Here is an 11,430-nt window from a genome sequence, read left to right as displayed (position 1 = left end):
CCGCCGGACCCAAGCTCCCCCACGGGCTGTGAACCTAGGTGGCGACGGTCTCGACGGTGCGGCGGCCGGCCGCTGGCGTGATGAGCGCCTCGGCCGGCCGCTCTGCAAATCTAGCGCAAGCCAAATACACGAGGTGGATCGATGCGAAGCATCGAGACGGAGGGGGCTTCATCCACGGCGGAAAGAGTCAAAGTCCCCCTCAGTCAGCTTCGCCGACAGCTCCCCCAGAGGGGGAGCATCGTCGACATGAAGCGCGGCCTCACGGCGTTCAACCGCGTCTCGCTGCTGGTCGGCTTCGGCTTCCTCTACCTGCCGATCGTCCTGCTGGTGGTCTATTCGTTCAACGCCAGCCGGCTGGTCACGGTGTGGGGCGGGTTCTCCACCCGCTGGTACGCCTCGCTGCTCAAGAACGAACAACTTCTGGACGCCATCTGGGTCACCTTCCGGGTCGGCGTGATCTCGGCGACCCTGGCGACGATCCTCGGAACCTTGGCCGCAGTCGCCCTGGTCCGCGCCGGGCGGTTCAAGGGCCGCACCCTGTTCGCTGGCATGGTCTATGCGCCCCTGGTCATGCCCGAGGTGGTGCTGGGCCTGTCCCTGCTGCTGCTGTTCGTCGCCTTCGGCCTGCCGCGAGGCTTCTGGACGGTGGTGGTCGGCCACGCCACGGTCACCCTCTGCTACGCGACGGTGGTGATCCAGGCCCGGCTGGCGGCCTTCGACCGGCAGTTGGAGGAAGCCGCCCAGGACCTCGGCTGTCCGCCGTTCAAGGCCTTCCTGGTGATCACCCTGCCCAATATCGCCCCCGCGGTCGCCGCGGCCTGGATGCTGGCCTTCACCCTGTCGCTGGATGACCTGGTGATCGCCAGCTTCACCTCGGGCCCCGGCGCCACCACCCTGCCGATGCGGATCTACAGCCAGGTGCGGCTGGGCGTGAACCCGGAGATCAACGCCGTCTCCACCCTGCTGATCGGCCTGGTGGCCACGGGGGTGATCGCCGCCTACATCGTCCAGATGCGCCGGCGCCAATCGGCCTAGAGCCGGACCGTCTCAGCGCCGGGGCGCCTCGGCGAGGTCGAACCAGGCTTCCAGGGAGTCCGCGACAAAGTTCGGCAGGCTCCCCTCTCGGAAGAAGCCCCACTGGTTGAACGCGCCCTGCCACTGCGCCTCGAGCAGCCGGGCGGCGAGTTCCGGCGACACGGGCAAGGGTGGAAGCCGCTCGGCGACCGCCTCGCGCAGCATCCTCCAGCGCTCGCGCGCCAGGGCGTTCAGCGCCGGATCGCGGAAGTCCTCGCGCAGCCACAGCAGTCCGGTGGCCAAGACGTCCGGATCCTGGATGTCAGGTGTGAGCAGCCCGAACAGGGCGATCACCGAGGCGCGCCCGCGCGTCCGCGGCGCCTCGGCCACGGCGCTGGCGAACTCGCCGTTGTCCTGGGCCAGGGCGCGCAGGATCAGACCCCGTTTGTCGCCGAACCGTTGCACGAGGGTCGGGGGGGCGATCCCCGCCTCCGCCGCCACGGCCGCCAGGGTGAACTCGGCCGGCCCCTTGCGGAACATCACCCTCAACGCCCCGGCAAGCACGTCTTCGTCGCTGATCCGCCGAGGGCGAGGCATCTTGACCTATTTTATGAATGAATGTTCACTCACAAACAGCCTAGTGCGGTTCGCCCGAGCCGCCAAGGGCCGGAGGTGGAGGCATGGCGAACCGACCCCTGGACGGCAAAGTGGCGCTGGTCGCCGGCGCGACGCGCGGCGCGGGCCGCGGCATCGCCTGCATGCTCGGCGCGGCGGGCGCGGTGGTCTACTGCAGCGGCCGGAGCGGCGCGGGCCAAGTTTCGCCGATGGGCCGGCCGGAGACCCTGGAGGAGACCGCGGCGCTGGTCGATGGACAGGGCGGCGAGGGCGTGGCGGTCCGCACCGACCACACCCGCGAGGGCGAGGTCGCCGCCCTGATCGCCCGTGTCGAGGCTGAGCGAGGGCGACTGGACATCCTCGTCAACGACATCTGGGGCGGCGACCCGATGATCGACTGGAGCGCCAAGTTCTGGGAGCTCGACATCGGAACGGTCCGCGCCCTCGTGGACCAAGCAGTCATCAGTCACATGATCACCGCCCGTCACGCAGCGCCCCTCATGCTGCGACAGGGCGGCGGGCTGATCGTCGAGGTCTCGGACGGCCACCACGCGGGCTATCGCGGTCACCTGCTCTACGACCTGGTGAAGAGCACGGTGAACCGGCTGGGCTACGCCATGGCCTGGGACCTCCACGGAACCGGCGTAACGGCGCTGGCCCTCTGCCCGGGATTCCTGCGCTCCGAGGCGGTGCTGAGCCATTTCGGCGTCTCCGAGGCCAGCTGGCGCGACGCCGTCGCCAAGGACCCGTTCTTCGCCGAATCGGAGTCCCCCTTCTTCGTTGGCAGGGCCGTGGCGGCCCTCGCCGCCGATCGCGAGGTTCATCGGAAGGCGGGCCAGGTGCTGTTCGCCGCAGACCTCGCCGAGGTCTATGGCTTCACCGACGTCGATGGTCGCCGGCCGGCCTTCCATCCGATGTTCGAGCAGGTCACCACCGAGTTGGCGCTAGGGGACGGCGATCTCGATCCGAACGAGCGGTTCCTCGTTCTCGCCCGCTACCTGCAGATCCACCGAGAACCTGACCATGCCGCCAGGGCGCGCCAACTCGCCGCCAAGCTCGGCTTCGCGGACCTGGGGCCAGGCCTCGGGCCAATTCAAGCCGGCGTCGCGGTGGGATGAGCCAGCTCTTCCGGCTTTCCGGCGCGGTCGAACACGACCCCGCGATCGACTCCTGGTTCTCCCGTGAGGTCCGACTGGACCGCGAGATCGACGCCTGGCTCTCCGAGCCGGCCGACGAACTGCGGGCGATCGCACGGACCTGGTTTGAGCAGATGCGCGGCTGCGGCGCCGATGTCCGTGAGCTCATGCATGACGGTTGCCCCGTCGCCTGCGTGGAGGACGCGGCGTTTGGATACGTCAACGCCTTCAGGGCTCATGTGAACGTCGGCTTCTTCTACGGGGCGGAGCTCGACGACCCGGCGGGCCTCCTGGAAGGCGCGGGCAAACGCATGCGGCACGTGAAGCTCCGGCTGGGCCCACCGGCGAACGCCGCCGCGCTGAGCGAGCTCATAGCGGCGGCGTATCTGGACATCCGGGTGCGCCTCGGATCATCCGCGTAGCGAAGAAGCCTGAGCCGCCTATAGCGGTGCGACGCGGTTGAACCAGGGCCGCGCCTGCTCCAGCTGTCCCGCCAGGCGGAACAGCCCCGCCTCCTCCCCCATCCGACCAACGAACTGGATGCCGATAGGAAGGCCGCCCTGGCTCCAGGCCAACGGCACGGTCATGGCCGGCTGGCCCGTGTTGTTGAAGGCCTGGGTGTTCGGCATGAAGGCGAACAGGCGCGGCGTGTACTGGCGCAGGTCCTCGGTCAGGTGGCCGATGGGAATGGCCGGGCTGCCCAGGGTCGAGAGCAGCAGCACGTCATAACGCTGGAACAGCGCCGCCACGGCTCGGCCATAGGCGTGGATCGCCGCCAGGCCGCGGACGTAGTTGGAGCCCGTCACCCGCTTGCCGCGCTGATACATGGCCCAGGTCAGCACCTCGACCTCGTCGGGCTCGATGGCCCGGCCGCGCCGCTCGGCCTCGGCCTCCAGGGTGGCGGCGATGCTGGCGCCGATCACGTCCCCGGCGCCCTGCTGCATGGCGGCCAGGTCGCCCGGCACGACGACCTCCTCGACCACGTGGCCTAGGCCCTCGCACAGCCGCGCCGCCTCCAGCACCGCGGCCTTGCATTCAGGGTCTAGGGCGTCGGAGGCCAGGGCCGCGGTGGTGAAGCCGATGGCGAGCTTGCCCGGATCGCGCCCGACCTCGCCCGCGAAGGGCCGCTCGGGCGGGGCCAGGAAATAGGGGTCGCCGACCTGGGGCCGGCACACCGCGTCCAGCAGGACGGCGGAATCGCGAACCGAACGGGTCACCGCATGCTGAATCGAGGCCCCGCCCCAGCCCTCGCCCATCGGCGCGAAGGAGACCCGGCCGCGCGAGGGCTTCATGCCGAACAGGCCGCAAGCCGAGGCAGGGGTGCGGATCGAACCGCCGCCGTCGCTGGCGTGAGCGGCCGGTACGATCCCCGCCGCCACCGCCGAGGCCGCCCCGCCCGACGAGCCGCCTGGGGTGCGCGAGACGTCCCAAGGATTGCGGCAGGCGCCCAGCAGCGCCGGTTCCGTCACCGGCATCAGACCGAACTCCGGGGTGTTGGTCTTGCCGAAGATCACCATCCCCGCCTGCTTGTAGGACGTGACGATGGCGCTGTCGGCCTGGGCCGCCTGGTCCTTGAACACCGCAGAGCCCGAGCTGGTGGCCGAGCCAGCCAGTTGCGCGCCGAGGTCCTTCAGCAGGAACGGCACGCCCGACAGCGCCCTGGGGGTCGGCTCGCGCTTCGCCTCCGCGCGGCCCCATTCGGTCAGGTCCATGGTGACGGCGTTGATCGCAGGATTGACCTGCGCCATCCGGGTGACGGCCGTCTCCAACAGCTCCGAGGCGCTGACCTCGCCCTTGGCCACGAGGCCCGCCAGGCCCACGGCGTCGTGCTTGCGGTAGTCTTCGAAGTCCATGGCGTTCTCCCCAGCGTTTTCGCCAGGGGATCACAGGCTGACGCGAAGGCCAACGGGGACCTTGCGTCAGCCGCCGGCTTGCCTTCATAAGCGGCCGGTCCAAGGGCCGGATTAGCTCAGCTGGTAGAGCAGCGGTTTTGTAAACCGAAGGTCGCGGGTTCGAGTCCTGCATCCGGCACCACCGACGCTCCGCAGAAGCGGAACCCCTGCCGCCGCAAGGCATCCCCACGCCCTGGGTCAAACTCACCCGCTTTCGCAATCGCGGGTTGAAGTCGAACGCGGTCCTTGGCCCGCAGACCCCGGCGCAGCCCTTAAACCCCAACCAGGAGTTGGCACGCCCATTGCGGAGCTCGGGTGTGAACCTGGTACACAATCTCAATTGGAGACTCCAAACGTGACTACTCTGAAGAAACTCCTGGTCGGGGCCGTTTTCGCGGCGACCGCCAGCATCGGCGCCACGGCGGCCAACGCCGCGGTGACGATCGCCGCGTTCGGGGGTTATCAAACCGCCCTGAACCCCGGTGAATACCTCGTCAGCGACTTCGACGGCCCCCTCACCCTCGCTCCGGGTTGGAGCCTGGTCGGCGGCGATCTGGTCACCGGCAACCACAGCTCGCCGGACGCCAGCGCCGCTCCGGGCCTCGGCCCGGTGCACCCCACCGACGACGATCAGACCCAGTATCTGAGCGTCGCCGGCGGTGAATCGGCCACCTTCACGACCACGGGCGCCAAGCGCGTGAGCCTCTACATCGGCTCGCTCGACACCGGCAACCACATCACCTTCCACACCACCAGCGGGGACTACTTCTTCGACGGTGCGGATCTGGGCGTGGTTTCGGGCGCGGTGCAGTACGGCGATCGTCACGCCATCGACACCAACGGTCGCTTCACCTTCCAGACCGACGACCTGATCACCGGCTTCACCCTGTTCTCGAAGTCGGACGCCTTCGAGATCAGCAATATCGGCTCGGTGGTTCCGGAACCGGCGACCTGGGCGATGATGATCATCGGCTTCGGCGGCGTCGGTTCGATGGCGCGCAGCGCTCGTCGCAAGCAAGCGACGGCCTTCGCCTAAGTCTCAGTGCCAGTAGCGTAACAGTAAGCGTAAGCGTTGGAAGCGCCGTCGGTCCCCGGACCGGCGGCGTTTTTCGTTGAGGGTCGCCGCCGCCCGAGGCATGGAGGGACGACGCCCACCTAGGATCCCACCTTGGCCGACAAACCCATCGAGGTGTTCATCGACGCCGACGCCTGTCCGGTGAAGGATGAGATCTACAAGGTCGCCGCGCGCTACGGCCTCAAGACCTGGGTGGTCTCCAACGCCTTCATGATGATCCCCCAGTCGCCGATGATCGCCCGGGTGATCGTCGACGCCGGACCCGACGTCGCCGACGACTGGATCGCCGAGCATGTGGCGCCGGGCGACGTGGCGGTGACCAACGACATTCCCCTGGCCGAACGGGTGCTCCAGGCCGGCGCCCATGCGGTGGCGCCCAACGGCAAACCGTTCACCGAGAACTCCATCGGCGCGGCCATCGCCCAACGGGCGCTGATGGAGCAGTTGAGGTCCACCGGCGACATCCTGGGCGGTCCAAAGCCGTTCGACCGCAACGACCGCTCGCGCTTCCTCCAGGCGCTGGACGAGATCATTCAGAAGGAACGGCGCCGGCGCGCCTTGCAACGCCCGCAGCCGTGATTAGAACGCCAATCAATCCATTGCAGAGGTTTGGGTCATGACAATGCGCGCGGCGACGATTTTGATTGGGGCCTGCGCCCTACTGGCCGGCTGCGGCCAGAAGGCCGAGGCGCCCGCGGCGCCCGCCGCGGCCCCGGAGATGACGGATGCGCAGAAGGCCGCCCTGGTGGCCACCCTGCCCGCGCCCTACAACACCGCCGACATCGAGAACGGCAAGCGCAAGTTCGGGCTCTGCAAGTCGTGCCACACCATCGTTCCGGGCGGCGCCAACCTGACCGGTCCGAACCTGCACGGCGTCTTCGGCCGCAAGGCCGGCTCGCTTGAGGGCTACAACTATTCCGACGCGGTCAAGGCCGCCGGCTTCGTCTGGGACGGCGAGCACCTGGACAAATGGCTGGCCGAGCCGCGCACCTTCTTGCCCGGCACCAAGATGACCTTCGCCGGCCTCAAGGACCCCAAGGACCGTGTCGACCTGATCGCCTACATGAAGGTCGAGTCCGGCTACACGGCGCCGTAAGGAGCCGACTGCTTCCGGATGCTCCCCCGCTGGGGGAGCTGTCCGCCGAATGGCGGACTGAGGGGAACTTTGACCCTTGCTTGTGGGCTTCAACCCCCGCCGTATCGTCGCAAAGAGGCGACGATCCACCTCCCCCAAATCGCGCTGCGCGCTGGAGGAGGATCTGGGCTTGGCCTACTCCGCGGCGTTGGCCGCGCGGGCCTGCTCGGCGTCCTCGAAGGCTTCGATGCGCCGGGCGGTGGCCTGGGGCGACTTCGTGAAGCGCGCCAGCATGTTGTAGAACACCGGCACGATGAACAGGGTCAGCAGGGTCGCGAAGATCGCCCCGAAGAAGATGACCACGCCGATCGTCTTGCGGCTCTCGCCGCCGGCCCCGCCCCAGACGATCAGCGGGATCGAGCCCGCCGCCGCCGAGATCGAGGTCATGATGATCGGCCGCAGGCGCAGAGAGGCGCTCTCGATCACCGCCTCGCGGATGGTCAGGCCGTCGTCACGCAGCTGATTGGCGAACTCCACGATCAGGATGCCGTTCTTGGCGGCGATCCCCACCAGGATGATCAGCCCGATCTGGCTGTAGGTGTTGATGGTGGAGCCCGCGATCAGCAGGCCGAACAGCCCGCCGAGGGCTGCGACCGGCACGGTCAGCATGATCACCGCCGGATGGATCCAGCTCTCGAACTGCGCGGCCAGCACCAGGAAGACCAGCAGCAGGGCCATGCCGAAGGCCAGGCCCACGGCGCCGCCCGCCTCCAGGAAGTCGCGGGCGATTCCGCCCCACTTGACCTGCGGCCCGGCCGGCTGCTTGGCGATCTCGCCCTCGAAGAACTTCACCGCCTCGCCCACGGGATAGCCGGGGTTGAGCTGGGCCGAGAGCGTGACCGAGCGCAGGCGGTCGACGCGGGCGCGGTCAGGGGTGTCGCCGCGCACCACGGTGGTGACCAGCGAGGCGAGCGGCACGGTCTCACCGGTGCGGGTGCGGACATAGAGGTTGCCCAGGTCCTGCTCGGTCTGGCGGCGCGCCCGGTCGGTCTGCAGGATGACGTCGTATTCCTGGCCGTTCTTGATGTAGGTGGTCACCCGCCGGGTGCCGAAATTGGTCTCCAGGGCCCGGCCCACCGCCTGGGCCGAAACCCCCAGGGCCGCGGCCTTCTCCCGGTCGATATTGACCAGGACACGCGGGCTGGTGGGCTCATAGTCGATGCGCGCCCGGGCCAGGCCCGGATTGGCCTGGGCCGCGGTCAGCAGCGGCTGGATCCAGCGTTCGATCTCCGGATACTCGTTGCCGACCACGATGACGTCGACCCCGCCGCCGCCGCCGCCGCCGGGCCCGCCGCGCTGCAGGCCGCCGCGCACCGAGGCGATGGCCCGCACCGAGGTGATCGAGGAGAACTCGCGGTTGAGCTGGGCCGCCAGCTCGTTGGAGGTGATCTTGGCGTCCTCGGCCAGGGCGGCGTTGCCGAAGCCTGAGTTGAACTGGTTTCCGTTGAAGCGCGGGACCCCGATGATGTAGCGGCTGATCACCCCCTCATCGAGCAGGCCCTTCAACCGGCTCTCGACCTGGCCTGTGGCCTTGCGGGTGTAGTCGTAGCCCGCGCCTTCAGGGCCTTGGATATTGAGTTCGACACGGCCCCGGTCCTCGTCCGGCACCAGCTCGCGCGGCAGGACCGTGAACAGGCCGAGCGCCGCGAGCGCCAGGACCGCCACCAGCACGCCGCCGGCGATGGAGGCCTCGCGCCGGCCCAGCAGCGCCTCCAGGGAGGCGTGATAGGAATTGCGCACCTTGGCCATGGCGTTGTCGACGTTGCGCGCGATGAAGCCCTCGCCCTGGGCCGGCCGCAGCAGCTTGGAGGCCAGCATCGGCGAGAGGCTGAGCGCCAGCAGCGCCGAGAAGGCCACGGCCGCGGCGATGGCCACCGCCAGCTCCACGAACAGCTTGCCGGTGAAGCCCGGCAGGAACATCAGCGGCGCGAAGACCGAGATCAGCACGATGGTGGTGGCCATCACCGCGAAGAACACCTGCCGCGCCCCGCGCTGGGCGGCGACGATGGGCGGTTCGCCCTCGTCGATCCGCCGCTGGATGTTCTCGACCACGACGATGGCGTCATCGACCACCAGACCAATGGCCAGCACCAGGGCCAGCAGGGTCAGCAGGTTCAGCGAGAAGCCGAGCGGCGCCATGACGATGAAGGTGGACAGGATGCAGATCGGCGCCACGACCGAGGGGATCAGCGCCGCGCGCCAAGTGCCCAGGAACGCAAAGTTCACCAGGGCGACCAGGGCCAGCGAGATGCCCATGTTGATCCACACCTCTTCGATGGCGTGGCGGGTGAACACGGTGAAGTCGACGGCGATCTGAAGGCTGGTGCCCTTGGGCAGCGACTTGTTCAGCTCCGGCAGGATCGCGTTGACCCCGTCCGATATCTCCAGGTCGTTGGCCTGGGACTGGCGGGTGATGGCGATGCCCACCTGCTCGCGGCCGTTGGACCGGAACGAACGACGCCGCTCGTCGGGCCCCTCCTCCACCCTGGCGATATCGCCCAGGCGGGTGATGTATTCCTGGGTCGAGGCGCCCGTCGCGGCGGCGGCGGCTCGTGCGCCGGAGGCCACCACCGGCATCTGGGCGAACTCCGCCGGCGTGGAATAGCCGCGTCCCACCCGGATGGTGAAGTCCTTGCTGGGCGCCTCCAGGGCGCCCGCCGGCAGTTCCAGGTTCTGGGTGTTCAGGGCGGTTTCGACGTCGTCCACCGTGATGCCGCGGGCGGCCATGGCGTCGGGGTCGAGCCAGATGCGCATCGAATAGAGCTGGAGACCGCCCACGCCGACCTGGGCGACGCCGGGGATCGTCGAGAACCGCTCCACCAGGTAGCGGTTGGCGTAGTCTGAGAGCTGCAGGCGGTTCAGCGTGGTCGAGGAGAACGAGACAAAGATGATCGGCGCGCCGTCGGCGGTGGCCTTGGCGATCTGCGGCGGGTCAGCCTGCAGCGGCAAGTTGGCGGCGACCCGGCTGACCGCGTCGCGAACGTCGTTGGCCGCATCGTCCAGGTCGCGGTCGAGCCTGAAGGAGATGTTGATCCGCGACTGGCCGTCCCGCGAGGACGAGTTGACGCGGTCGATGCCCTGGATGCCCGAGATCTGGCGCTCGATCACCTCGGTGATCCGCTCCTCGACCACCTCGGCCGAGGCGCCGCGATAGTTGGTGGAGATCGAGACCACCGGCGGATCGACGCTGGGCAGCTCGCGCACCGTCAGCGACAGGAACGAGGCCACGCCGACGACGCACAGGATGATCGCCGCGACTGCGGCGAACACCGGCCGGCGGACGGAGAGGTCGGAGAGCATCATGCCCCGGGCCGCGGCCCGCGCGCCCCTGGCTGGCTCGCGCCGCTCGGACGTCCGCCCTGGCTGGCGATACGCACCGGCTGACCGGGTTGGATCTTGTTGAGGCCGTCGGCGACGATCCGGTCGCCCGCGGCCACGCCCTCACGAATCTCGACGAAGCCGTCCTGGCGCACCCCGGTGATCACCGGACGCTGCTCGGCCATGGTCGCCTCACCGCGCTTGGCCAGCACGTAGACGAAGGCGCTGTCGCCCTGCACGGCGACGGCCGCCTCCGGCGCGGCGAGCGCCTGGCGCTGGCCACGCGATATGGCCACCCGCATCATCATGCCGGGCTTCAGCTTGCGGCCGGGATTGGCGAACTCGGCCCGGGCGGTGATCGAGCGGGTACGCTCATCGATGCGGCTGTCCAGCTTGGCGATCCGCCCCTGGATGGTCTCCCCGGGATAGGCGTCGGTCTTGGCGTAGATCAGCTGGCCCTCGCGGAGCGAGGCGAGGTAGCGGTCCGGGACCTCGAAATCGACCCGCACTGCGCTGACGTCGTCCAGGGTGACGATGGCCGCGCCTGGGTTGATCAAGGCGCCCGGAGCGATATCAGACAGGCCGACGACGCCGGCGAACGGGGCGCGGATGGTGCGGTCGGCCTGGCGGGCCTGAGCGGCCTGGACGTCGGCGCGGGCGGCCAGATAGGTCGCTTCGCGCTGATCCAGCGCGGTCTTGGAGGCGTAGCCCTGGGCTGCGAGCGCCTTCCAGCGGTCGAAGTCGCGCTGGGCCTGGACAAGGCGCGCTTGGGCCTGGGCCAGGCCCGCGTTCTGCTCGGTGTCCTTCAGTTCGACCAGCACCGCACCCTTGGCCACGGCCTGGCCGTCGGTGAAGCGCACGCGATCGACCAGCTGGGTCGCCGCCGCGGTCAGGGTGACCGACTGCCGGCCCTTGGCCACGCCGATCACGTCGATGGAATCGATGAACACCTTGGATACGACCAGCGCCACGGAGACCTGGGCGGGGCCGCCGCCGCCGCCGGGACCACGACCGCCGCCGCCCTTGCCCGTCGGCCCGCCGCCGCCCTTCTGCGCCGCCATGGCCGCGCCAGGCGGACCGCCCGGCCCCTCCTTCTTGCCCAGAGTCAGCTTCCAGCCACCGGCCACGACCATCAAGGCGAGGACGACGAGGGCGCCGACGAGGAAGAAGTGGCGTCTGATCAAGCGACTGGAACTCCGGAAGGCCGCGAAATACGGGCGGGAAGGATGAAAATTCCCGCCGGTC

10 protein-coding genes and 1 tRNA gene are annotated in these 11,430 nt (G+C 69.1%); 7 read left to right on the top strand and 4 right to left on the bottom strand.

Going from position 1 to position 11,430, the window contains the following annotated elements:
• Nucleotides 1-246: 246 nt before the first annotated feature.
• The gene (locus tag Q8Q77_RS08840; RefSeq protein ID WP_305583202.1) at nt 247-1,035 is read left to right on the top strand and encodes an ABC transporter permease; all 789 of its coding nucleotides are present in this window, start codon (nt 247-249) and stop codon (nt 1,033-1,035) included.
• 12 nt (nt 1,036-1,047) lie between these two features.
• Here Q8Q77_RS08840 and Q8Q77_RS08835 read toward each other — a convergent pair whose 3' ends face one another.
• Complete coding sequence (locus tag Q8Q77_RS08835; RefSeq protein WP_305583201.1) at nt 1,048-1,611, bottom strand: TetR/AcrR family transcriptional regulator; 564 nt, start codon at nt 1,609-1,611, stop codon at nt 1,048-1,050.
• A gap of 83 nt (nt 1,612-1,694) precedes the next feature.
• Between Q8Q77_RS08835 and Q8Q77_RS08830 the strand changes: the two genes are divergently transcribed.
• Both Q8Q77_RS08830 and Q8Q77_RS08825 read left to right on the top strand, forming a co-directional pair.
• A complete protein-coding gene (locus tag Q8Q77_RS08830; protein WP_305583200.1) occupies nt 1,695-2,747 on the top strand; it encodes an SDR family oxidoreductase in 1,053 nt (350 codons plus the stop codon).
• The gene (locus Q8Q77_RS08825; RefSeq protein WP_305583199.1) at nt 2,744-3,187 is read left to right on the top strand and encodes a DUF1801 domain-containing protein; all 444 of its coding nucleotides are present in this window, start codon (nt 2,744-2,746) and stop codon (nt 3,185-3,187) included. The genes Q8Q77_RS08830 and Q8Q77_RS08825 overlap by 4 nt, the downstream gene beginning before the upstream one ends.
• A gap of 18 nt (nt 3,188-3,205) precedes the next feature.
• On the opposite strand, the gene Q8Q77_RS08820 is transcribed toward Q8Q77_RS08825, so the two are convergent.
• A complete protein-coding gene (locus tag Q8Q77_RS08820) occupies nt 3,206-4,618 on the bottom strand; it encodes an amidase (protein WP_305583198.1) in 1,413 nt (470 codons plus the stop codon).
• Nucleotides 4,619-4,723: 105 nt separating this feature from the next.
• Between Q8Q77_RS08820 and Q8Q77_RS08815 the strand changes: the two genes are divergently transcribed.
• The 4 genes from Q8Q77_RS08815 (at nt 4,724) to Q8Q77_RS08800 (ending at nt 6,828) form a co-directional block, all read left to right on the top strand.
• Nucleotides 4,724-4,799: transfer RNA gene (locus tag Q8Q77_RS08815), tRNA-Thr, on the top strand.
• A 213-nt stretch (nt 4,800-5,012) separates the two neighbouring features.
• The gene (locus Q8Q77_RS08810; protein ID WP_305583197.1) at nt 5,013-5,693 is read left to right on the top strand and encodes a PEPxxWA-CTERM sorting domain-containing protein; all 681 of its coding nucleotides are present in this window, start codon (nt 5,013-5,015) and stop codon (nt 5,691-5,693) included.
• Nucleotides 5,694-5,825: 132 nt separating this feature from the next.
• Entirely contained in the window at nt 5,826-6,311 is a 486-nt protein-coding gene (locus tag Q8Q77_RS08805) for a YaiI/YqxD family protein (protein WP_305583196.1), read from the top strand.
• A gap of 43 nt (nt 6,312-6,354) precedes the next feature.
• Complete coding sequence (locus Q8Q77_RS08800; protein WP_305583206.1) at nt 6,355-6,828, top strand: cytochrome c family protein; 474 nt, start codon at nt 6,355-6,357, stop codon at nt 6,826-6,828.
• 174 nt (nt 6,829-7,002) lie between these two features.
• Here Q8Q77_RS08800 and Q8Q77_RS08795 read toward each other — a convergent pair whose 3' ends face one another.
• On the bottom strand, nt 7,003-10,167 hold the full coding sequence (locus Q8Q77_RS08795; protein WP_305583205.1) for an efflux RND transporter permease subunit: 3,165 nt from the start codon (nt 10,165-10,167) through the stop codon (nt 7,003-7,005).
• Nucleotides 10,167-11,369, bottom strand: a complete 1,203-nt coding sequence (locus Q8Q77_RS08790; protein ID WP_305583195.1) for an efflux RND transporter periplasmic adaptor subunit — start codon at nt 11,367-11,369, stop codon at nt 10,167-10,169. The genes Q8Q77_RS08795 and Q8Q77_RS08790 overlap by 1 nt, the downstream gene beginning before the upstream one ends.
• Nucleotides 11,370-11,430 lie beyond the last annotated feature (61 nt).

Origin of the sequence: Phenylobacterium sp., from assembly GCF_030698145.1 — a bacterium.
In the GTDB taxonomy this organism is placed as follows: Bacteria; Pseudomonadota; Alphaproteobacteria; order Caulobacterales; family Caulobacteraceae; genus Phenylobacterium.
Note: the sequence above shows the minus strand (reverse complement) of the source record. Positions and strands in the feature narration are given on the sequence as shown.